General features: G+C 42.7%; 18 protein-coding genes. 4 read left to right on the forward strand and 14 right to left on the reverse strand.

What is annotated here, in order from left to right:
* Positions 1-35 precede the first annotated feature (35 nt).
* A complete protein-coding gene (locus A8O23_RS02280) occupies positions 36-2,111 on the reverse strand; it encodes a family 10 glycosylhydrolase (protein WP_066616030.1) in 2,076 nt (691 codons plus the stop codon).
* Between the two features lie 388 nt (positions 2,112-2,499).
* On the opposite strand from A8O23_RS02280, the gene A8O23_RS02285 reads away from it, so the two are divergent.
* Positions 2,500-3,327: an ion transporter gene (locus tag A8O23_RS02285; RefSeq protein WP_066616031.1), complete on the forward strand. Its 828-nt coding sequence runs from the start codon at positions 2,500-2,502 to the stop codon at positions 3,325-3,327.
* Positions 3,328-3,352: 25 nt separating this feature from the next.
* The gene (locus A8O23_RS02290) at positions 3,353-3,706 is read left to right on the forward strand and encodes an MmcQ/YjbR family DNA-binding protein (protein ID WP_082882898.1); all 354 of its coding nucleotides are present in this window, start codon (positions 3,353-3,355) and stop codon (positions 3,704-3,706) included.
* Between the two features lie 18 nt (positions 3,707-3,724).
* On the opposite strand, the gene A8O23_RS02295 is transcribed toward A8O23_RS02290, so the two are convergent.
* From A8O23_RS02295 to msrA, 10 genes are all read right to left on the reverse strand, one after another.
* Positions 3,725-4,186: a DUF4268 domain-containing protein gene (locus A8O23_RS02295; protein ID WP_066616035.1), complete on the reverse strand. Its 462-nt coding sequence runs from the start codon at positions 4,184-4,186 to the stop codon at positions 3,725-3,727.
* A 68-nt stretch (positions 4,187-4,254) separates the two neighbouring features.
* The gene (locus tag A8O23_RS02300; protein ID WP_066616037.1) at positions 4,255-5,346 is read right to left on the reverse strand and encodes a T9SS type A sorting domain-containing protein; all 1,092 of its coding nucleotides are present in this window, start codon (positions 5,344-5,346) and stop codon (positions 4,255-4,257) included.
* Positions 5,347-5,458: 112 nt separating this feature from the next.
* Positions 5,459-10,105 (reverse strand): hypothetical protein, encoded by a 4,647-nt coding sequence (locus tag A8O23_RS02305; RefSeq protein ID WP_066616039.1) that lies wholly within the window; start codon positions 10,103-10,105, stop codon positions 5,459-5,461.
* An 855-nt stretch (positions 10,106-10,960) separates the two neighbouring features.
* Complete coding sequence (locus tag A8O23_RS02310; protein ID WP_066616041.1) at positions 10,961-11,947, reverse strand: aldo/keto reductase; 987 nt, start codon at positions 11,945-11,947, stop codon at positions 10,961-10,963.
* Between the two features lie 70 nt (positions 11,948-12,017).
* Positions 12,018-12,917 (reverse strand): aldo/keto reductase, encoded by a 900-nt coding sequence (locus A8O23_RS02315; protein WP_066616043.1) that lies wholly within the window; start codon positions 12,915-12,917, stop codon positions 12,018-12,020.
* Between the two features lie 237 nt (positions 12,918-13,154).
* Positions 13,155-13,817: a transmembrane-type terpene cyclase gene (locus tag A8O23_RS02320; protein WP_082882863.1), complete on the reverse strand. Its 663-nt coding sequence runs from the start codon at positions 13,815-13,817 to the stop codon at positions 13,155-13,157.
* A gap of 149 nt (positions 13,818-13,966) precedes the next feature.
* Positions 13,967-14,701, reverse strand: a complete 735-nt coding sequence (locus A8O23_RS02325; protein ID WP_066616045.1) for a Mut7-C RNAse domain-containing protein — start codon at positions 14,699-14,701, stop codon at positions 13,967-13,969.
* Positions 14,702-14,786: 85 nt separating this feature from the next.
* Positions 14,787-15,452: a porin family protein gene (locus A8O23_RS02330; RefSeq protein ID WP_066616048.1), complete on the reverse strand. Its 666-nt coding sequence runs from the start codon at positions 15,450-15,452 to the stop codon at positions 14,787-14,789.
* Positions 15,453-15,662: 210 nt separating this feature from the next.
* Complete coding sequence (locus A8O23_RS02335) at positions 15,663-17,312, reverse strand: alpha-amylase family protein (protein WP_066616053.1); 1,650 nt, start codon at positions 17,310-17,312, stop codon at positions 15,663-15,665.
* Between the two features lie 116 nt (positions 17,313-17,428).
* On the reverse strand, positions 17,429-17,983 hold the full coding sequence (gene msrA / locus A8O23_RS02340) for a peptide-methionine (S)-S-oxide reductase MsrA (protein ID WP_066616054.1): 555 nt from the start codon (positions 17,981-17,983) through the stop codon (positions 17,429-17,431).
* Between the two features lie 232 nt (positions 17,984-18,215).
* On the opposite strand from msrA, the gene A8O23_RS02345 reads away from it, so the two are divergent.
* Entirely contained in the window at positions 18,216-18,569 is a 354-nt protein-coding gene (locus tag A8O23_RS02345; protein ID WP_066616055.1) for a hypothetical protein, read from the forward strand.
* Between the two features lie 59 nt (positions 18,570-18,628).
* Here the strand turns inward: A8O23_RS02345 and A8O23_RS02350 are convergent, their stop codons facing one another.
* The 3 genes from A8O23_RS02350 to A8O23_RS02360 all read right to left on the reverse strand — a co-directional run bounded on the left by A8O23_RS02350 (position 18,629) and on the right by A8O23_RS02360 (position 22,229).
* Entirely contained in the window at positions 18,629-20,488 is a 1,860-nt protein-coding gene (locus tag A8O23_RS02350; RefSeq protein ID WP_074988297.1) for a serine hydrolase domain-containing protein, read from the reverse strand.
* Between the two features lie 296 nt (positions 20,489-20,784).
* Entirely contained in the window at positions 20,785-21,501 is a 717-nt protein-coding gene (locus A8O23_RS02355) for a LuxR C-terminal-related transcriptional regulator (protein ID WP_239693312.1), read from the reverse strand.
* A 143-nt stretch (positions 21,502-21,644) separates the two neighbouring features.
* The gene (locus tag A8O23_RS02360; protein WP_066616056.1) at positions 21,645-22,229 is read right to left on the reverse strand and encodes a pseudouridine synthase; all 585 of its coding nucleotides are present in this window, start codon (positions 22,227-22,229) and stop codon (positions 21,645-21,647) included.
* Between the two features lie 337 nt (positions 22,230-22,566).
* Here A8O23_RS02360 and A8O23_RS02365 point away from each other — a divergent pair, with 337 nt between their 5' ends.
* Complete coding sequence (locus tag A8O23_RS02365; protein ID WP_066616058.1) at positions 22,567-23,706, forward strand: MFS transporter; 1,140 nt, start codon at positions 22,567-22,569, stop codon at positions 23,704-23,706.
* Positions 23,707-24,069 lie beyond the last annotated feature (363 nt).

The following is a 24,069-nucleotide window of genomic DNA, read 5'->3' on the forward strand; positions in this document are numbered from 1 at the left end:
CGGAAACGGGGCTAATAATCATATATAGTGTGTTACTACAGGAGCACCACGCGGTGTACGCTCAGCTCTCCGTTGATAACTAGTTTTAGAACGTATACCCCAGCTGATAAACGGCCTCTGCTCATCCGGATGGTCTGATCACCTTGTCCGAATTTTTTGCTCACCGTTTTCAGTTTGTTTTGCCCGTCCATTGAGAAAAGTTCAGCTCTTACAGTAGCTGCTTTTTTAAGGTGCAAGTCAATGTTGATTGGTCCGCTAGTAGGGTTAGGGTAAACTTTGATCTGATCTTCCTGCACCAGGTCAGAGATACCTGTTGGCCATACGTTTACAGAATAAACAGAAGACCAGTCGCTCCAGCTAAAAGAATTTCTCGATCTGATCCGGAAATAATAGGTAAGACCTGGATTCAAATTGAAGAATAATCTAGAAAGGGTGGCCGAAGACATAGAACTGTTTTCGTCTACAACAGTTGCAAAAGTTGGGCTGGTAGACCATTGGTAATGATACCCCTGTACAACTTCATTCGTAATCCATCTGAAGCGGATGCTGGATTCAGAAGTACTAGTTTGTTGCGTAGCAGGTGCGGTAACAATTGGTGCACTTGGGCCAACTTCTGTCTTGTTGATAGTAACTACATCGCTCAAGCCACTTAATCTGTTAGTAGGGCTAAGCTCGGCTACTACAAAATAATTATTTCCAGAAGGAAGATCAAAAGCCGGTAGCGCAGCCTCCTCTGTTGCCACTATGGCACGAACCGAGCCTTCAGGTAGTGCATCTACAGAAGTGGGGGCAGTTGCAGAGTTAAGCGCATACACCACGTACCGCTTAAACTCATGTGTATTGGCTGGGTTTCGGGTCCAGGTTATTACGTATTGTCCAGCCTGCTCATTTTTAGATGAAGTTATATTAGAAGGGGCAGCAGGCGCCTCTCCTGGTTTCCATTCCATCAATGGCGGTACAGCCGGATAACGGTACAGGTTGTTTTTCAGGTTTTCAAACAGATTAAGCTCGTTATTTGCTAACAAAGAAGATCTAAAAAACACACTACCTAAAGAGTTTTTACTTCTGTATTGCTGTTCACGCGTAATCAATATCTGGTTAGGCAACTCCTCATTTGAGAAGGTACTATTGAGAATGTGGCCTGAATATAAATGCCTGTCATTTTGGAAAGCTTGAGTAGACCACCAGTCAATCAATTTTCGGAAGTCTTGGCCCCCTCCAATTCTCCAGTAAAGCTGCGGTGTTAAATAATCAACATATCTGTTCTCGAGCCAGTTAACAGGGTCAGCGTAAATTACGTTATAGGCATCCATACCTGAGGTACCGCTGGGAACCCCGTTTTTCCATAAACCGAATGGGCTAATCCCAAACCTAACTTCAGGCTTACTGCCATTTATGGCATCGTTGATTTGCTTCATCAATTGGTTGACGTTGTTTCTGCGCCAGTTGGCTAAAGTCATGCCGCCGCCATATTGCTGGTATGTAGAGGCGTCTTGGTTGGTGATTTGGTCTGGCGGATACTGGTAGAAGTAATCATCAAAATGCACTCCATCTACATTATAATTATTTACAACCTCCATTACTACGCTGGTCACATAATCCCGTACGGCAGGTAAGCCAGGGTTGAGAATTTTTTTCCCATTTACATCTAATAGCCAATCTGGTTTAGAGTGAATCACGTGCATAGGATCATACTCTATAGTTGATGAAGTAGAATAGTTCACCCGGTACGGATTAAACCATGCATGCAGCTCTAATCCTCTTTTGTGAGCTTCCTCAATGGCGAAGGCAAGAGGATCGTACCCAGGATCCTGCCCCTGCTTTCCAGTTAAAAATCTAGACCACGGTTCTTTCGTAGAGCGGTAAAGAGCATCAGCCTCTGGCCTTACCTGAAAAAAAACAACGTTTAAATTAGCTTCTTTAATTTTGTCTAGTTGAGTACGAAGGGCTGTTTTTTGGCTTTCTGCGGTAGCGCCAGGTGAGGGCCAGTCCATGTTACCAACTGTGGCTATCCAAACACCTCTAAACTCGCGGTTGTATAGTTCTTGACTATTTGCGCTAAAGGTTTGAAGAGCCAGAAAGAAAAGGAGGAGTAAAAGTTTGTGTTTCATGTTACGTTTTAAGGTTAGGCCCGGTAGCTTGCCATATAAATAAAGAGTAAAAAGAAATATAACTTTCTGATTACAGCCTTTTTACCAAAGAAGCTCTTTCTTCTGCTAAGCTTCTTTAGTCCTATAAACTTAAGTAGAGACTACTGATTATTCAATTAAATAATTAATTTTTTTAAAAAGTTTTAAATATTTCTTGTTTAAAGTAAAAATACACTTGAATCAAACTTAGCAAAATACAACTTACAAATTCTCACTTCTCTGTTAAGTTGCAAGATCTAGATGACTAGAATCTGCTATACTTCTCTCATAATTGTATATTGGCGTGTCAGGAGCGTTTGCAAGCGTAAATAGCCTAGTGAATAAAAACTTTGTCTCTTGCACAAAACCTATGAACAACAGTAAGATCAAGAGTAAAATATACCATATTATCTACGGCACCGACACTTTAGCCGGTAAAACCTTTGACGTAGCCCTGATCGGATTTATTCTTCTGTCTATACTAGTCGTTTGTCTGGAAAGCGTGCCCAATTACCGCACTCATTTCCTCTTTTATTTTTTAGTTTTAGAGTGGATCTTAACCATTTGCTTTACCATAGAATATTTTCTCCGAATCTATTCCCACCCCAGGCCCCTCAGATACATAACCAGCTTCTATGGTTTGATAGATCTACTCTCCATACTGCCCACTTACCTAACTTTTTTTATTCCGGGGTTACATTACCTCATGACCGTTAGAATAGTGAGATTGCTCCGTATTTTCAGAATATTAAAACTCACCCATTTCATTCAAAATGCCCAGGCGCTAAAGTTGGCATTACAAGCTAGTTTTCATAAAATAACCGTTTTTATACTGGCAGTATTAAGTTTGGTATTGATAGTAGGCACAGTTATATATGTGGTTGAGGGGCCAGAAAACGGATTCACTAGCATTCCCCTTAGCATTTACTGGACTATTGTTACTATTACCACTGTTGGTTATGGAGACATTACCCCTCAGACTCCTTCTGGCCAAATCATTTCTTCCATTGTTATGTTAATGGGCTATGCCATCATAGCGGTACCCACGGGCATAGTCACAGTAGAATTGTCTAAGACTGCAGGCGCCCATAACTATGTTGATAGTGAATCATTCAACTGCAACCAATGCGGACAGAAGCTTAACCTTACTGCTAACTTTTGCAGCAACTGTGGTAAGAGAGTTAATGACCTTTCATAAATTTGGTCTTTATCTTACAAATGATATGAATATTGAAGAATTGAGGGCATTGTGTCTTTCTATGCCAGCCGTAACCGAAGACGTAAAATGGGATAATGACCTCTGCTTTTCTGTTGGCGGAAAGATGTTTTGTGTAGCCAGTTTGGAACCACCTTTTTCTTTCTCCTTCAAAGTAACAGATGCTGAATTTGATCGTCTGGTGGAACTTACTAACATAGTACCAGCACCTTACCTTGCCCGCTACAAATGGGTGATGGCAAAAAAGGGGCACCCCCTGACTTCTATTGAAATTGAAAAGATGCTATGGTCTTCTTACACCCTTATAAAATCAAAACTATCTAAGAAACAATGGCAAGCAGCTTTGCAAAATGCAGGCTAATGTTACTTCTTGTAATGTCTACCTAAGACTGTCAAAGCTATACTGTGCATTACTCCAAAATTCATCTAAGGCTATAATTCTGGGTTTGAAAAAGGTAATAAGAGCAGGCCAGTCTTCTTTATTAAACACATTCACTTTTGATATTTCTTTGTAAATCCGGCTTATTACTTCGCCATGCTCGTTGGTGGTGTGTAAATCCCACTCCCACTCTTCTTCCAGAGTGTCATGCAAATAAGATCTAAGCTCCAGAAACTGCTCAAAAAACATTTCCTGTAGCTCAGGGTCTGGGTGAGTTATTTCTATGGCAATGGAAGCTTGTTTCTTTTCGGCTTTCATTCTAAAATACACATGCTTGAGGCCAGTCTTATAATTCGGCCAATTAATTTTTAGTCCTTCTGCCGATGGAATGGGTGCCATATACTGCCCAAAAGTAGTCCAGAAAGCCTGCCTGAGTTGTGATGCCTGTTCTCTCGTGTACATTAGAAATGAAAAGAAGAGCTGCCTGCAAGTTAAGAAAGGCAGCTCTTCTTTTTAAGGGTTATTTATGTTTATTCTTTTACAACTTTTAAAGTAGATGCAATCCCTGGCCCAGACAATTTCACCAAATAAACACCTTGGGCCAGTTCATCTAATCTCTGTAAGGAGTATTGGGTAAAGCTTCTTTCTGCCTTGATAGTTTCTTTACGAAGGATTCTTCCATTTATATCAGTTAGAGTAAGCTGCACCAAAGAATTAGGTTGGGAATTGAAAGAAATGCTCGCTTCCTGCTGAAACGGATTAGGCCCAAACTTTACCAGATGCTTACTCAGCCCTTGCCCAATTTTAACACTAACCAGTTTTGAGTATTCATACTTTCCGCCAAAATCTACCTGTTTCAGCCTGTAATAGGAGTAGTTCGCTAACGGTTGGGCATCAATGGCTGAATAATTGTTCTCCACTACCGCATCACCGGCTCCCGCCACTACTGCCACTGTTTCAAAGTCTTTGCCGTTCTGGCTCCGTTGCACTTGAAATTCTTTGTTGTTCTTTTCAGCTGCGGTGGTCCAGGTTAATAGTACCTGATTATTTGGTTGCCAAGTAGCAGCAAAGTGTACTAAAGATACTGGCAAAGGTGCATCGGTTAGTGGGGCATTTAAATTATATAAATTACCGGTTTCCAATTGTTCTTTGGTATTCTGGTTCATTACTACAGTCCCTGTCTGCTCAGAAGAAGATGGCAAAAATTCAAGCTTGGTGGTTTTATCATGATCTAAAATCTTAAAACGCAACTTTAAAACTTTGGTCCATTCTGGCTCTTTTACTACTTGGCTCCCTGTTGCTCCCATAGATATAGCTCCGTTAACACTCACCCTGCTTCCACTATAGGTAAGTGTAATTTCACTGTAAGGGGCACTGTTGAAGTTGTACGTTTCAGCTAACACTGGGGCCCCTAAAGCTGAACTGTCATAGGTAAAGCGAATATTGAAACCGCCCTGCTCGTAAGCTTCAGAACCAGATATGTTCATGAAAACTTCAAAATTATCACCTATCACGCCTGATGAAGCATCAGTAGAAAATTGAAGATTAACGGTTTGTGCTTGTGCTACACTTGCAAAAGCACATAACAAAATTAAGATTAAGCACTGGTAATTTTTTTTCATAGTTAGGTTGTTTATAGGGGGGTAAAACTTAAATGGTGCAAAATCTTTGGGAATAGAATTCCCTACAGGCTTTTCTGCCTACACTGGTTAAAGCATAAATTTTGGAAGTTGATTAAAACATTCCAGTTACTTGTGCGCTATAACTGGGCCACCAAATAATATAACTATCCACATTGTCCGTTTCTCCATCCAAATTGAAATCAGAATTCAGATAACCTGAATGTCCATTGTCGCGCAACCAAAAAATGTCAACATCTATATCATCAATCAATCCGTCACTGTTAGCATCACCGCCATGTAGGCCATAGATGTTATTCCCTAAATGCCGGGCTACTCCGCCTAAATATTGGCTACTACCTTTTGTAAAATCATAGAGGGTTGAGTTGTCTGTTAAGTTGACAGGGTTTCCAGATATTGCTGGCAAGTGGTTTCTGTGGTAAACCATCAAATAATAGTAACCGCTTGGCACGCCTCTAAAGGAGGCTACGGCTGAACCGTCTGTGTCTAGTAATGTCCCATCGCTTTTCAAGAAACAGGCTTTTCTCACTAGAAGGGTATTTGTGCCTGTACCCGTACGAATTTCAAGAAGTACCCAATCCACTACATCGGGGTGGGCTGCAAAGAATGCTGAATTCACTTGCTCAGAACCTGAGTAATTAAATGGTGCCTCTGCAAATGGGTGAGACAATGGGATCAAACCTTTTACCCGCAACTGGTTTCTCATGGAACCAGTATTTCTATTGAACGGACCAGCCAGAAAAAGCTTAGCGTTAACCGTGGTTACGTTGGTTACTGCGTTATCTACCACTGTAAAAGGTGAGAAAGAGGTAACGGTTCGGGATTGGGTAAAGTAGTTTCCATCTGGCAGGGCCTCTACAAATGGTGCATTAAAGTCCCAAGTGCCATTGGTAAAATGCGCTACTGCACTATTTGTTCTTCTGAAACGGGCGCCTTCGTCATTGGCAGACCAGCTTAACATTACAGTTGCCAAAGAGCCTCCAGGCACCTCTTCTTCAATGAACCAGGTTTTATTTACTGTTAAACCTTCCATCACTACCCCATCAGTACCGCTTTCCCCTTCAGTGCCGTCTATAAATACCTCATCAATTACCCTCACTTTGAAGTTATCAATGGCTGACCCTGACTCCAACAATATCTTAGCCGGTGCATAAGAAGAAGCGGTTCCTACTGGAAACAAAGAAGGTACTCTATTTTTTGGAGACACTTGCCGCACCAGCCCTCCTCCTTGTAAAGAATTGCTTTGCGTTACGATGTACTTGACTGAATCTGCTCCTGAAATAGTAGCCATTGGTGAGAGGGTCAAATCAATATTGTTCAGGTGCAGTTTTCCATTTATAAATGTCAAGGCCTCCTCTACTTGTAAATCAGCTTCCAGGCTTACATCAGAAGCATGATTGATAATTAGTTGTTTCAAAAGTTGAACGGTAGATGGAACGGCCACATCAGTAAAGCTGCCTGCCAGCTCTAGTATAGAATTGCTGTTTGTAACAAGATTACTTTTTCCTGCTTGGGTGGCTGGCCCTCTCAAAACAAGCTTACCACTACCCACCACTATACTCCCTTCCGCATTTAATTCACCATTGATGTCTAAAACAGCACCGGGAGAAAGCACTACCGAAGCTGAGTTTTTGACTTCAATGTTGCGGCATATAGCATTATCAGGCACCTGCAGCTCACCAAGTGGAATTTTTACATCTGTTTGAACCGTTGGAACACCTCCACACCAGTTGTCGGCATTGCTCCAAGATCCATTGGAGGCTACCCAGGTGCCAGTTCCATTCACCTCTATAGAGACTACTTCAGAAATTACCTCAACGGGAGCGCAGGTACCACGCAATACACACCGGAATTGTTTCCCGCTCAAATGAAGGACAGCACTTGATAGGCCAAGTTGGGCAGTGGTGGCACCTACAAATGTGCTGTTGTCCTGTACATCAGCCCAAACTCCCTCTTCCAGCACTTGCCACTGGTATGTTAGTCCCGCTCCTCTTCCCTCTACACTAAAAGTAGCAGGTGTATTTTCACATACTTTATTGCTTAGCGGCTGCGTAACAAGTTGCAGAGGTTCAAGTACAGTTAGAATAGCCACTGTGGTGGGTGTTTCCAATCCTCCTCTGCCTTTCACGAGGCACCTGTAACGGTTCGTGTTCATCCCATACGTACTGCTAGCTAAAATAAGAGCAGGAGTAGCTGTTTGGGTATATATGCTATTATCAGTTAGGTTCACCCAAGTACTTCCGCCGTCGGTGCTTAACTGCCAGGCGTACTCCAGCTCTTTGCCTGTTACGTTTTCACTTATAGCTTCCACAGTAAAAGAGGCTTCACCAGGACAAATAGTAATACTAGTGGGTTGATTAACAATTACCGGATAAGTATTAACCTGTAGGTGTGCTACCGCTGAGGTATCAGTAGGACCGCATGCGCCTGACAAAATCAGTCGGTACCGATAGGAGTCCAAGTTAGCGGTGACCTTAGAAAGTGTAAGAGCTGGGGTGTTGATTCCTGAGTAAATACCGTCGGCGGTGACATTTGCCCAGCCTTCGCCTCTATTTACCTGCCATTGATAGGCAAGAAACTTTCCCTGTGCAGAGACAGAGAAAGTTGTATTATGATCAACCACAACCGCTATATTTTCAGGACTGGCTACCACTACAGGCATTGCCACTTGGCCTACCATTACATCACCGACGCCTGATATATTTTGTATTTTTAAAACAGAGGCACCCACAGGTTCAACGGTAGTATACTGCCAGCCGCCATTCAGTACAGCTGCACTCAGTTTATTTCGATCTGTGCCCGCATCAAGAGAACTTGGTTCATAACTAAAATCAGCATGGTAGAGTAACGGTTGAATGCCTGATGCGGCTATAGTCCAATATGCGTTGAGGCTTCTTTGCTCATCAAGGCATGATTCTACAATTTTTGGCTGTTCTCCTTCTTTATAAGTGATTGTTAAACTACCTCCCGAAGTGATAGACGGGAAAGTAATCACCACTGGTAAATAGGTGGTGGCGTTTCCAATTTCAAACCGAAGAGATACAGAACTGCCCGTTGAAAAATATCTTTCCAAGGTACCACTTACGTAACTAGAGGCAGAAGCTCCGGCTATAGTAGCCCCCTCTGCCACAACAAGCTTTTGTGCTCCAGTCACAATTCTTCCATCTACCAACGTTAAGCTTTTTTGGACTACTGGGTTTCCATTTGTGATAGTTTTGGTGCTGGCACCTGAAATAATAAGGTTTTGGTATGGAAATAAAGTTAGATTTTGAGGAGCGGTGCCGTTGTACTCAATGGTATGGTTCGTGGCGGAGTACTGATTTGTACCAGGTAAAAATGCACCTGCCACCTGTATTACGCCCGCATCAGACAATGTTCTTTGGCTACTACCACTAGAAGTTAAATTGAAATAATTAAAAGGTTGAATCGTTTGCGCGTTCACACCATTGTATAAAATGGTGTTGTTGGAGGTAATATAGTTGCCAGTAGAAAAAGTAGCACTGGGCAGGAATTCACCGGCTATGCTAACTGTGCCTGCAGGGTCAAACACAATATTGTTATTTCCCCGGTCTCCGGAAACTTGAAGGTTAAAATATTGAAAGGCTGGAATAGCTTGTGCAGCATTGCCCGTAAAATGAATCAAGCTACCATCCACCCTGTACCCCCCGTTTGTGAAAGAGGCAACAGGAGTAAAGGCACCCAATATTTTGATACTAACATCTAAGTTTTGGTATTGGGCGGCATTAGGAAAAATAACAGGTGCCCCTGCACGACTGCCACTAATTACAAGGTTACCGTAAGTTGTTGGAAAAATAGTTTGCTGCCCATCTGCTGAATACTCTACCGTACTGGCAGGGTCTAACAAAACCTCCTGAAATTGGAATGGGAAACCATTATAGTTGTTATTGATGGTCCCTAGATTCAACGTAGCCTCTGCAGCCACTGTTATTTTATTTGTACCGGTTCCTTCTAAACTATATGAACCTGTATATAAGATTCCGCTTTGTATGTGAAGGTCGCCATTTAGGTTAGATCTGTTCAGGTTTTGAGACAAATAAACACCTTTTAGGTTATTTAGGTACAAATCATGAAAAGTCACACCTCCACTTGGAAGTACCTGTTGTTTACTTCCCATAAAGTTGAAAGCAACGGTAGGCGTGGCAGTGATACTACCTTGCTTCATTAAAATATCACCGGCTATGTTAAGGGTAAAATCTGCAGGAGTACCGTTCTCACCAGGTTGTGTAAAGGTTAGTTTAGCACCATTTGTGATTTCAAAATCATTGAACCAAAACTGACCGGTTCCGCCCCATTTGGAGCTTTTATAAACATTGAAATGAGTTCTGTTTGAACCAGAGAAATCAACTGTACCATTATTGATTAAATCTTCCCCTTGGTCTGTTCCAAAATTTAGAAGAGAAGATCCGGTGCCATCACCTAGTAGAGTGGCATTTTCTTGTACAACAATGGTACCTATGGGGTATAAACTTCTTTTACCTTGTGTAGTGTTAATTCTTACATCTACTACAACTGTGGTGCCGGAGGTAATTACCGCATCATCACGGTTTGTACTCCCAGGCACCCTCCCATTACTCCAGACGCTAGGATCGCTCCATTTACCACTCTTAATGCTGTAGCATATTGCCGCTTTACTTTCTGTAGTTTGAATTAGAAGAAAGAGTAATACCAAAAAAGCACTCCACCCGATTTTTCTTATTACTGACTTCTCTACCCACTTCATTATTATGTACTGTGAAAAATCCCCCAAATATGATTCTATGCTTATCCCCTCTGAATTGTAATAGCATTTAATCTTGCTATGGATTTACGACACAGCACACCTAATGTTATAAAATAAATATAAAACCTTTTTATAGTTCTATTTGTTTATTTCTTTTTGCAACAAAATATGTTTTTATTTAATTTTTTCTCAGGATCAGAGCCTTTATGATTTCTATAGCATACGCTTGTATTTGCGCACACACAGGCTACTTTATCATAAATCTTATAAAATTTTAGACTTTATATTTAATATATCTTAAGATGTAACCAAACCTTTTAAATGATGCTATATATATTCTAAGATTTAATAATCAATATTTTTGGGTTTCAACATTTAAAGAAATTCTATGTAACAACAGAAATTATTTAATATAAATAATCTTATATTAACTATATATTAATTTTGAAATATATCTTCTTTTAAAGCTTTTTTCTGATGACAAATTTTTCATTTGCGGAGAACGAACGCTAAGACACCCCGAGAGAGAAGAGGAGTAAAAATATTGGTGTTACCATAGCCTAAAAGCAGCACATGATATTTACAAAAGGCAGGGGATAATGCTAAGAAGGCATTGCCACAAGTAAGCTTATGAACTAGCTATTGATCGAAAAGACCAATAAATACCTATTTTTAGGTATTTTATAATAGAACAGAAGATAAGACCTTTGTTTCACCTACTGGCAACTATGACACAGTTACCTCTGGTACAGGGTTTTTTGTTATTGTTTTTGTTTGTTTAAAAAGGGGGCCTCGGGGGAAGCCCCCTTTTTGTTTTCTCATGGAACACTGTCAGAAGCAAATTCTAAAAACTACTTACCATAGTGAATGTACTTCTGGTTTTATAAACTTGTCATACACTTGCTGTACCCCTTTCATTTGTTCAGCAGTTAACGCTGGCAGGTTAGCAACAGCTAAGTTTGACAATACCTGATCTGGCCGTGAGGCACCCGGAATAACCGTACTCACCTCAGGGAACATCAAAATCCAACGCAGAGCCCAGGCGGCCAAAGGTTCTTGACCGGGGAAAAGACGCTTTAATTCTTCCACCGCCTCAAGCCCTAACTGAAAATCTACTCCTGAAAATGTTTCTCCTTTATCGAATGCCTCTCCCTGCCTATTGAAGGTACGGTGGTCTTCTGGGCTAAAGGTTGTTTCCAAATTCATTTTACCCGTTAGCAGGCCACTGGCCAAAGGCACCCTGGCAATTAAACCAACATTATTTTCCTTAGCCTTACTGAAAAGCTGTTCACTTGGCTTTAGCCTGAACATGTTGAAAATAACCTGTATAGAAGCAACATTGGAATATTGCATAGCCATAAGCCCCTCCTCTACCAACTCTACACTTACCCCCAGGTTTCTTATTTTGCCTTGTTCCTTCAGTCTTTCAAAGGTCTCAAAAATTTCAGGTCTTTGGTACACTTCGGTAGGGGGACAATGCAGCTGAATCAGGTCTATGGTATCTAGCTGCATGTTTGAAAGGCTTTCCTCTACATATTTTGTCAGCCGCTCCGGTGTATAGCCTACGGCGGTATGGGGCTGTATTTGTCGGCCACACTTAGTAGCTATATACACCTCCTCTTTACGTGCCTTCACCACTCTAGCCACCGCTGCTTCACTTTGGCCATCGCTGTACACATCGGCGGTATCTATAAAATTGACACCGGCATCTATAGCTGTATTGATGATTTTGTCAGCATTCGCATTATTAAAAGGATCTCCCCAGCGCCCGCCCACTTGCCAGGTTCCTAGCGCTATTTCAGAAATGTTGAATCCTGTTTTACCTAAAGTTCTATAGTTCATAATATCTTAAAATAAAGTTTTATCCTTGATCCATGTGACAAGCGGCCAGCAGGCATTGCTTTGTTACCTGTTACCGGTGCTGTTCATACACCTGACCAGTAAGCACCTGCTTTAATTTTTCAAGGGCAGCGGAGCCTAATTCAACTTCGTGAGCAGCTTTTATAGCATGGTTTAGTTGCTGCTGTGTACGCACACCCAGTACAGCCGTTGCCACAGCCGGATGCTGAAGGACATACTTTATGGCAACTGACATATTATCTATAGACAAATTACCAGACACCTCTTCCAACACATTCACCATCTTTTTAACCTCTGCTTCAGAAAAGGACAAATAAGCCTTAGTTGGTTTACCGGCTAACAGCCCTTGTGCTATACTTCCCCTAGCCAGAACACTTATGTTATTTTGTGCCAAAACATCTAATATCTGTTCTTCGGGTCTACGGTCTAATAGACTGTACTGCATCATAACAGAGACAATAGAAGAGCGCTGCACATATTCTCTTATGACATTAGGCCTGATGGAGGAAATGCCGTAGTACCTGATCTTGCCAGCTTCTTTTAATATTTCGAATGCTTCAATGGTCTCATCGATAGGATCCTCTATTGTACCACCGTGCAACTGATACAAATCAATATAATCTGTTTGCAGACGCTGCAAACTTTTGTCAACTGCTTCTAAAATGTACTTTTTAGTAGGGTTCCAGTCCCAGCCACTTCCATATGGCCGCCACTGGTTCCCAACTTTAGTAGCCAGTACTATTTTGTTTCTGTTGTTTTTGAAGGCTTTTCCTACTGTTACTTCGTTTTCGCCTTTATCATACAGGTCGGCAGTATCAAAAAAGTTGATACCAGCCTCCAGCGCCTGCTGTAGAAGTACTGCATTCTCAGCGTGTGATCCACGCAAAGACATGCAGCCGAAGCTTACTTCACTCACCTGCAGATCAGATTTGCCCAGTTGGTTATATTTCATGTATAAGCTCTTAATTACTATTCCCTAAAAAAAGACATTGTGCTATTAAACTTAACTACTTCTTTTTTTAGCCTGTTTTTTGAAAAGTCGGCCTAAAACAGCAAAAGTTTTACCTTTTTAGTATGACTAACGCCCTAGAAGAATACCTAAATCCTACTTTGATTCTACGTAAAAGAAATACCCCTGCGAAATAAGGACAAGGAAAACCTGAAATAAGAGAGGTTTCCTGCAGGTAAGCTACAAGCGCACCCAGGGATTTTGGCCCTTCTTTTTGAGGTAGAAAAACAGTAGCAGAAAGTAAACTAAATCAAACACAAAAATGCCCGAATACAGCAGAATCAGAAGATAAGAATTTGGAAAATAGAGATAGAAAAGAACTGAAGGAAAGAGAGTGCCTATCATTTTGCTCAAAGCAATGTAAACAGACTGCCCCTGCGCATTTCCTCTTTTGAGAAACAGGCGCACAAACAGAACAGACATAAGTAAATTCTGCCCAAAAGCAGCATAAATACCAATGTATTCATCAAACTCAACAGACATGGCGGCAATTAAAAGAGCCGCAAAAAGCAGGGAAAACAGAAATGTAGGGTAAAAGAGTTTTTTAGGAAGACTATCAGGAAAATCACTGGCGCCGTAGCGCAGGTACTGCACCAAAATGCCTACATCAAACAACAGCCACAGGTAGTTAATAAACAGCTGGGGTTGAGGGTGCGGGAAAACGAAAGAAAATATAAACTCCCAGGAAAGGTTGGCGCAAAGAGCCACCATGGGCATACCGTAGGTTTTATCTAGTAACCCTCTTCTTATAATCAGGAGGTAAGTTAACGTCCAGAAAATACCGCTGCCAATCATTAAAGAATGGGCAACGGCAGCCTCAAGTTGTTCAGGATTCTGTAGCATACCCACAAAACTAATAATTGCACCCTGAGGTTTTAAGAAAGTAACTTGTTTGTAATCTTAACTATCTCTTTCGTTTTTCACCTCTCTTTCGAAAAACAGAGTTAAAACAACTTGAAACAGCTGTTGACTTTCACAGGCAGCACTGCATTTCAGAGGAGTGAGACTAACTCCTGCATTCGGTCAAAGTGTGAGCCTTTCCAATACACGTTTCCGCACCCCAGGCACTGGTAAAACTGATTAAAATACTGCTTTGTCTTTAGAGGCAACTGGTGCTCTACTTCAGCCTTTGGCACCTTTACTATTTGTGCGTTACAAGCTAAACAGCGGGAAAAAGGACGGAACTGGTTTTGCAAGGAATAACGCTTGATCACTTCCCGAAGCTGGGTTTCTGGTTGTTGCGAACGGAGCCAGTATCCCCACTTAATGATTTTGTGTTTTAATAAACCAATATCACGGGTTAGCACCACTCGGTCTTCAGCTTCTGCCAGTTTGGCTATAGCCGCATCTGCATAGGAATTGTCATAGAAACTATCAAACCCCAGCATGCGCAATAATCTGGCGAGCTTACCTAAGTGCACATCTAACACAAACCGAACCGGGACAGGTACCGGCGACCGCAACCAATAAGCCTCAGGAATGTCAGGTAGAAAGTCTGAGGAGTAAACATCAACCTTTACCTGGCCCTGTAAAAGAAAAGAAAAATTTACTGGCTGACCATCCACCAGTATGGCGGCTACCTCAGGGTGAGGCACACCTACGGCCTCTATAGCATCTTTTACCGCTGGCCACGAGGCATAAGAGCAGGAAACTGACTTTCCCTTCTGCTGCTTCGGCAGAAAATCCTGCAGCACTCCATGAAAATTAAAAACAGCAGTAAACTTCATCTACGGCCATACTTCATCCGTCTTTATTAGGTTTACTATTGCTCAGTTTTAGCGCTTGTTTTCATTCAGAAATAGCTTTAGCCAACTAAAGGAAAACACCAATACTTAGTATGTCCATCAGAAAACTACCGGGAAAGAACAAGTCTACCTGTATCACCGACTGCTTTACGCCTGCTACTTCCCTGCTGATGGATGTCAGCCCATGCTGATACCTCACCTCTAGGCCAAGGTCCGTTCTTTTAGCGAAGTGAATACCAGCCACGCCTATACCAGACCAGTCTGTTCTAGGAAAATCATTTTCATTGATGCGGTACATGGTGCCGTTTCTGGCAGTTATTCTACCGTCAAGTCTAATGCCTATCTGGGCCCCGCCACCAACATACACGTTGCGCATGTTAGGGAAAGGGAAATAACGCACAAATACAGGTATGTTAAGGTAGTTCAGACTGACTGATTCTGGGTCTTCAGGGGCAGCCACATTGGTGAATTTGAAACCTTGTTGAGAAAAACTAGCCTCGGCATTCACCCATGTATCTTCTCTGAAGTTGATGGCTTGTGAGTAGCCCACACCTACATTGAACCCCACCGTGCGTTTTAATTCAGCCTGACCAGGGTACCACCCTCTGGTACCGGCACTATTCACCCCTGCTCTACCGTATATGGCCCAGCTGCTATCAAAAAATGGTTCTTCCTGACTATATCCTGCGAAAGAACAAAGCTTAAACACAAGAAGTAGAAGTAGGTGCTTCATTAAATTTTAAAACAAATGAAGCACCTAAGATAGAAACCTTTACCGGAGTGAACAAACCCGACAGGTTAGGCAGAAAAGACATGTCTTTAGAAGATGTTAATTTGTAGCTACCAACCTGCTTTCAGCCTGTTTTTCAAAAAACAGGCTGAAAGCAGGCGGTGCATTTCTGCTGTGATGGCAGTGTAATAAAAGAACGGCTATACTATTCCATTACCTTTTGTGCATTAAATGACTTAAATCTCCGGCCCTGAACCATTTATAACCATATGCACCTAAAGTTATCTGATGGATTCCTTTTTCATTGGCCACGCTGGTGCTGTTCTTCATTAAGTCAATTAACTGTACCTCTTTCTCTTCCTGCAACTTCACTTCAATTTCATGTGCCCGCTCATCTAAGTTGTGAAAGATGATCAAAGAGCTGCCCTGCCAGCAATAGTGAATTCCTAATACTTGCGGACAACCGGTGTCTAAAATTTGCCAGTCGCCCCAGCCTATCTCGGTGCATTCGTGCCGCAAGCGGATAAGGGTAGTCATCCAGTTGAGAAGTGAGTCAGGCTCACGCCGCTGGGTTTCTACATTGATGTAGTCATAAGCGTAAGGACCTTCAGAAATCACAGGATGAATCAACTCCTCAGCCACAGAAAAACCTGCCTGATGATTAGCCGTCCACTGCATGGGTGTTCTGACAGCTGCGCGTTCTTTCAGTTTCAGGTTTTCACCCATGCCTATTTCATCGCCGTACCTGATGACGGGAGTTCCCGGCAGAGAAAACATCAAGCTGTAGGCCAGCTCACTCCGCTGACGAGAGCCCAACATGGAAGATAGTCTTCGGCGGATGCCTCTCTCATACAATTGCATGTTTTCATCAGGCCCGAAACTTTCAAATACTTTTTGCCGCTCTTCTTCCGTTAATCTACCTAAATCAAGCTCATCATGATTTCTCAGGAAATGCGCCCACTGTGAACCAGGAAACGTAACGCGAGTGGCTTCCAGCGCATCTGCCAAAGGTTTGGCTTCTCCGGTGGCCAGGCTGTAAAAAAGATACTGGTTTACATGGAAATTGAACATCAGGTGAATTCCGTCGCCTTTCTCCCCAAAATACTTTTGAGTTTCCTCTGGAGTAATGTTGGCTTCACCTAGCAAAATAGCATCGCCGCGGCGCCACTGCAGAAAACGGCGCATATCCTTCAGGAAATGAAATCTTTTTTCCCGCTTTGTGCTTTCCGGCTCTTGCGTTTCTAAGACAAACGGCACGGCGTCTACCCTAAAACCAGCTACCCCCAACGCCAACCAATACCCCATAATCCGGTGCATCTCTTCCCGAACTTCCACATTATCGACATTTAAATCTGGCTGAAAATTGTAGAACCGGTGAAAGTAGTACGCTTTGGCTTTTTTGTCGTACGTCCAGGTACTTTCCTGCACCCCCGGAAATACCATGCCCTTGTTCCAATCTGAGGGTTTCTTTTTAGACCAGACATACCAGTTGCGGTACTTGGCATTTTCGCTGGTGCGGGCATTCTGAAACCAGGGGTGCTCATCAGAGGTATGGTTCACCACTAAATCAATAATGACTTTGATGCCATTCTTAGTTGCCAGTTGCATAAACTCCACGAAATTGCCGCTTGAGCCATGCCTGGGGTCTACCCCGTAGTAGTCTTTAATATCATAGCCATTGTCGCGGTTTGGTGTAGGCTGAAAAGGAGCCAGCCATACGGTATCAACCCCCAACGCTTTCAAATAATCTAATCTACGTGTAAGCCCTTCAAAATCACCCACACCGTCTCCATTCAAATCCATAAATGTTTCAAGGTCCAGGCTGTAAATCACCGTGTTTTTATACCACAGGTCTTGTATCATACTTTTTTGGGTAAAAGATTTTTGTTACGGCTTTACGTAGAGCACCGCTACAAGATGGTTTAACTAGATTAAAATGTTTTAGGCTTCATTTTCAGAAAACAACCTGAAAACAGTTTCTACCGCTTGCTCCAATGCCTTTCCAGAAAACCGGAACGGCCCGAACCCACAAAGTAGCGGCCATAGTGGTTGGGGTTCTTGCGGTAATAGTCTTGGTGATATTCTTCGGCTCTGTAAAAAGGCTTGGCGGGTAAAATTGGGGTGACCACCGGCAGTTCAAAGGGGCCATTTTTATTGATCTCTTCCCTTGATTTCTCGGCTTGCTCCTTTTGCGTTTCTGAGTGATAGAAAATAGCGGTTTGGTAAGAGGAACCTCGGTCGCCAAACTGCCCACCGGCATCAGTAGGGTCAATGGACTGCCAAAAAATTTCCAGTATCTCTGGGTAAGAAATAACCTTAGAGTCAAAAGTTACCTGAACTGCTTCATAGTGGCCGGTTGTTTCAGAACACACCTGCTCATAAGTAGGGTTTGGAATATCCCCTCCGGTGTAGCCAGACACCACTTCCACCACTCCTTCATATTTATGGAATGGTTTTACCATACACCAGAAACAGCCGCCCGCAAAAGTGGCTACTTCAAATTCTGCTTTCGTATTTAGGGTATTGTCTTCCATGGTAGTAGAACTAAATCTTGCTTTTGCTTCTACAAAGGCTTGTGAGACGCTGTAAGGCTCTGACCTCTGTTAATTTTTCTATTAAACTAGTATATGGGGGTTTTGTTACCAAATGGCTTGTGGAAACATAGTTAAGGTATTTATTTAAAATAAGTTAACTACAACTGGCATTTATGAGTAAAAGCTATTTTCTAAAGGCTCAAAAAATCATCTTGTCTCTAAATCCTTTCATATGAAACTACTTTCAACCAAATTTTTCATGATGGTAGGCTGTTTATTACTACTGTCTTCCCCCCTCTTTGCACAAAACAGTGCCACCACCCAAGATACTGTACTTCTAACAGAAGAAGTAGACGTGGAAAAAGCCAAACGTAATTATAATCAAAAAGCGAAGCAAAGAGCGCAGGCCCGGGCAGATGCCAGAGCCGCAAAAGCAGCCGCCAAAGAAGCAAAATACCAAGAGATGGAAGCATTTGAAGCTGCCAAAATAGCGGAGAGAATGGCTAAATTAGAAGAGAAAGCCATAAGAAGAGAAGAAAGGAAAGCTGCCAGAAGGGCTCAACGGGCTGAGGCAACTGCAAAGTAAATAAATCAGAAAGGCCACCCAAATAGGTGGCCTTTCTGATTTAAGGAAATTGGCTCTAGTTATCCTTTTACAGGTTTAAGAGCCGAGGCTTTCCCGCTTTTCTCAATGGCTTGGTAAATAGCATCTTGAACACGTGCCCTTGTACGCAATGAGATTAACTTGTTAGAAACCTTTGGGTATACACGGTTTGACAGAAAGATGTACACCAAATTTTGGGCAGGGTCTACCCAAACGCACGTGCCGGTGTAGCCAGTATGGCCATAAGTGGAAGAAGAAGCCAGTTTAGAAGGGTAGCCATTTTTACTTTCAGGGTCGAACCCATCAAAACCTAATCCTCGGCGGCTTACGCTAGATTGTCTGGAGGTAAATAACTGCACCGTTTTGGGGCTTAAGTATTCAATCCCACCATAGGTACCTCCATTCAGTAGCATCTGGTATAAAATGGCTAAATCATTAGCAGTGGAAAATAAACCGGCGTGACCAGAAACCCCCCCCAACTTAGCGGCACCACCATCATGCACGTAGCCCTGTAAAAGGGTTTTCCTGAAATAGGTGTCATTTTCAGTAGGTACTATCCGGTCTTTTTCAAACCGGGCCAGGGGCAGGAAGCCAGCTGTTTGCATACCCAACGGAGCATAGAAATTCTGCAGAACAAAATCATTCAGAGGCTGCTCCGATTGCCGCTCCACCACTTCCTTCAGGAAATACATGGTCAGGTCTGAATACACATACTTTCCAGGAGCGGTTACCTTGGCATTCAGCATACGGGGCCATACTACTTCTTTGAAGTAATCTTTCCGAATGAAAACACTATCGGCGGCCGGTAGCGGGAATTCTTCTGAATAAGTTTTGCTAACGTAGTCTGCCGGAGTGGGCAAACCTACCCCCGCTGGCAAACCTGCCTGGTGCAGCAGAATGTCTTTGATTTTAAGTTCGGCTTTGGTAGAACCTAGGGTACTTGGTATATAGGTACCAACGGGCTTGTCTAGATTGATTTTCTGCTGTTCATAAAGCCCCATCACCGCCAAGGTAGTGGCCGACACTTTTGTAACCGAAGCCAAGTCAAAGATATCATCTATTCTGGTAGGGCGGGTATTGTCATAGGTATGAGCACCATAGGCTTTGTTGAAGATCACACTGCCGTCTTTCACCACCATCACTACCCCGCCAGGAGCCGCTTGCTCTTGTATCATCTCAGCCAATATAGAGTCTATTGGCTCGTGCAAATCTGCACTGTTGATACCCAATTCCTCGGGCAAACTATATTTAATACGAATGGCTGACGTTCTATACCCATCGCCTTTCTTGAATTTGGCGGAGTAAGTTCTTTCAAGCTTACCATTAGCAGGTACTCCCCCAAAGAGTAGCTGCGCCATATAATTAGCCGTTACCGGTGTCTCATTCTCTGACCAAACAATAGGAGCTGTAAAACCATCTAACTTCTCTAAAACAGAGGCATCGCCAGTTAAAGCCAGTATGACTTGCTTTTCTTTTTGTAAACTTTGAATAAAGGTTAAAGCAGCAACCTTTTGAAAGGCATTATAAGGGGCTTGTACTATAATAGTGCTGTAAAACTTTAAGTCATCGCTCAGGCTACGGAAGGCAGAATCAGAAGCCACCCCAACCGCTGAAAAGCTGCTTACGCTAGTATACTTATTTAACAAACTGTCAAATTCTGAAGAGTTGGCTGCACCTAGGTTAACACTTGCAATCTTTTGTTGTAAGTCTTTCAAAGGGACTAAACCAGATTGATTGTTTAGCAAAACCGTTGCGGCGGCAGCTTGTTTGTGTTGCTGTAACCACGTCAGTTTCTCTTTCTTGTTATTTTCATTGGGGGAGACCCCAGCAAATCCCAACAGCGTGATGAGGCATAGAAAGCTGAATTGCAGTAGTCTTGCTTTAAGTGAAAAAGTTATCATATAAAGGGTTATACAGGTGGGGTTGGCTTAGTCTAAAAGCAATTAAAATGCCATTATAGTTCATGATCAACCAGTAGGGTTCAATCAAGAAAACCAGTTAACAGCAAAGACTGTAAGCAACTCCAGAAATATACAAACACATTTTAAGGAATACCAATAGAGGATGGAATAGGCTGAACAGAAAATGAGAAAAGCTTAATACAGCGCCTTTTCATTCAATGAAGAGCTTAAAGCTTCATTGGTACTTCACGTGATAGAATAGGCTTATTGCTCTCCCCACCGAGTACTTAATCGTCTTAGTCTAACCCTGCTTCCTTAGCCAACAAAACCAAATCAGCTACATTTCCGGTGCCTAACCGTGCCTGTATATTTTTTCGATGGGTGTTCACCGTATGCACGCTCAGACAAAGTTCATCGGCAATATTTTTAGAACTTTTGCCTTTGCAAACTAATTGCAGCACTTCCTTTTCCCTTTTGCTTAGAGATTTAATAAGCAACCCGTTTTTCTTCTTCAGGTTTTCTTGCAGGGCGGTAACAAGTTGCTTTTCTGTTGTCATGCGTGGGCTCATGTCCACGTCTACACACAGTAATTTCTTTACTTCACCTTGACCATCTTTGATGAAAGGCTTTGCCCAACCAATAAACCAGCGGTACTCCTGCTCCAGTTTGTGTTTAGCCCTGAAAACCCCGCCATATTCGGCTCCGTCATAAGATTGGTAATGCACAATACTATCTTGCGGAATGTTCAGGTCATCCGGATGAACAATTTTTTCCATGTATTCCATGGCGCTCATCTGCCTGATTTCCTCTAGTGTGTACCCCAGGGTTTCTTCATTGGTTTGATTGCACCATACTACCCCTGTTTTTAAATCAGAAACATAGATATTAGCTGGAACCTCATTCACCACCCGTTCAAGAAAGGCACACTTTTCTTTCAACATTCCCACTTGCTGCCTCAGTGCCTCTATTTCTGCCACCTCAACTTCCGTTGACTCACTCATCATATTCTCCATTCCTACAAAATTGAGAAAAAAACAGCAAAACTAACTATACAGAAGGCTTTCAAAACCTATTACTAACCCTGTAGTAACTTAGGAATTCACCACATAAATTTTGCTTCGTGACTTTCTTTTTTTGAAAAAATCAGGATAGTATTTTAAAGATCAAAATGGCTTACCTCTCTTACCTCACCTGTAGCCATAGCACCTAGCAGAACATTTCCTATTCGTACTCTTATAAGCCGGAGGGTAGGAAAGCCTACTGCAGCGGTCATCTTTCTGACCTGCCTGTTCTTGCCCTCAGTTAGGATGATGGAGACCCAACTGGTGGGGCCATGACGATCGTCTCGTACCCTTCGGCTCCGCTCTGGGAAAATTGGGGCGGGGTCTAATTTGATGGCTTTACAAGAAAGAGTATGATACACTTGTTTTTCGTGGGTAATTTCTATGCCGCCGTGCCGCAATTGAGCAAGAGCTTCTTCAGTGATAACTCCATCTACCTGAGCGTAGTATTCCTTCTCCACTTTCCTCCCCCGCACATATTCACTCATTTTGCCGTCGGTTGTGAGAAAGAGCAAACCTTCGCTGTCTTGGTCAAGCCTGCCAATGGCCATAGTACCAGTTGGGAAATCATAAAGCTCCCCCAACAACTTTTTCTTTTTTGCGTCGGTTACAAATTGGCTCAGGTAACCAAAGGGCTTGTTTAATATAAAATGACGGTGCTGCTGTTGAGTTTCAGACAAGGGGATAATACGTTTTGGGGCTAATTTCTGTAAAACAGGCCAAAATCAGAAATGAAAAGATAAGTAGATTTCTAGCCACTAATAAATTGCCAGATAAATAATAATATGCAAAGACTACAAGAAGTAATTTAAACTCCCCCACCTTACCTTTGCGTCACCAAGCATTTATACCTGCTTTATACTCTGTTGGCTTAATTCAGCACAGGCTTTGGAACATACCACTACATTACTTTCATTTTAGTATCCAGCAAAGGCTACTGATTTTTAAAATAACTCATTGAATACCACTTCTCCCCCGTCCCCCGCTCCTCTTCTTACAAAAGCAACTTTGTGGCTCATGACCATTGGCGCGGGTCTGGTAGTCGCAAACATTTATTATAACCAGCCGCTTTTGGGTGACATTGCCCGCACGTTCAACACCACTGAAGCCAAAGCTGGTAGCATAGCCATGTACACGCAGGTGGGATATGCGCTGGGGCTGCTTCTGTTGGTGCCTATGGGAGATATGTTACAGCGCAAGCGGCTAATCATGTCTGATTTCGCTTTTATCATAGGGTCACTGCTGCTGGGCGCCTTTTCGCCCAATATTTACGTGCTTATGGGAGCAAGTTTATTAATTGGCATTAGCTCCGTAATACCGCAGCTGTTTATTCCGCTGGCAGCCCATTTAGCCAAACCAGAGGAACGCGGCAAAGTGGTGGGTACTGTCTTGAGTGGTCTTTTGATTGGCATTTTACTTTCCAGAACTCTCAGCGGATTTGTGGGAGCTCATTTGGGTTGGCGAGCCATGTTTTTAATTGCAGCGGGTTTAATGGCCTTGCTTTGGATTGCTTTGCTGCGTTTGCTTCCTGAAGTTCACCCCGACTACAAAGGTACCTACCGCAGCCTCATGGCTTCTCTGTGGCCATTGTTTCGGCAAGAGCCTTTGCTTAGGCTTTCCTCTATTAGAGGCGGCTTGCTATTTGGTAGTTTCAGTGCGTTTTGGTCTACCTTGGTTTTTCATTTGGAGGCTCCCCCCTTCAATGCAGGTAGCGACGTGGCCGGGGCCTTTGGGTTGATTGGTGCTGTGGGGGCTTTTGCCGCGCCAGTAGTAGGCCGTTTAAGCGATAAAGTAAATACAAAAAACCTGGTGACAGCCATGATCTCTTTGGTGGTTTTTTCATTTGTTTTATATGGGGTATTCAGCACCAGTATGTTTTGGCTTATTGCAGGCGTGATATTAATGGATTTGGGCTTGCAAGCTGCGCATACTTCAAACCAGACCACCATTTTCGCACTGAACCCACAGGCCCGCAACCGATTAAACACCGTGTACATGTTTACCTATTTTGTAGGCGGAGCATTGGGCACTTTTCTGGCAAGCCACGCCTGGGTGCGTTGGCAGTGGATGGGTGTAGTGGCTACCGGGTTACTGCTGTCAAGCTTGTCTTTGTTAGTGCACTTGTTCTTCTCAAGAAAGAAAAAGAATGTAAGTTAATTTATAGCCGGGCAAGTGCTCTGTTCAGCCAAAAGCTTAGTGCTACCTATCCTCTCAATGCAAAAAAAGACGTTAGTTTTTTATAATTAATACAATGGTGAAGAAGAGTTAACACTGGAGTGAACCCTGCTGTACATTTTTGCGTTACTAATTGTAACTATCTAAGCACCAGGCCATGAAAAAGTTTTCTACCATCTCCTCCTTGTTTATCATTGGCGCTTTAGGCATTTTAGCCTCATCGCTGCTTTCATCTAGTGAAGTTCAATTAGACCTATCAGATGAAGACATTCATATGTATTTATAAATCGAACACTAAAGCTATTGTTGAAACCCCGCTAAAGCGGGGTTTTGCATTCAAGGGCA

It is taken from the genome of Rufibacter roseus (assembly GCF_001647285.1).
GTDB lineage: Bacteria > Bacteroidota > Bacteroidia > Cytophagales > Hymenobacteraceae > Nibribacter > Nibribacter roseus.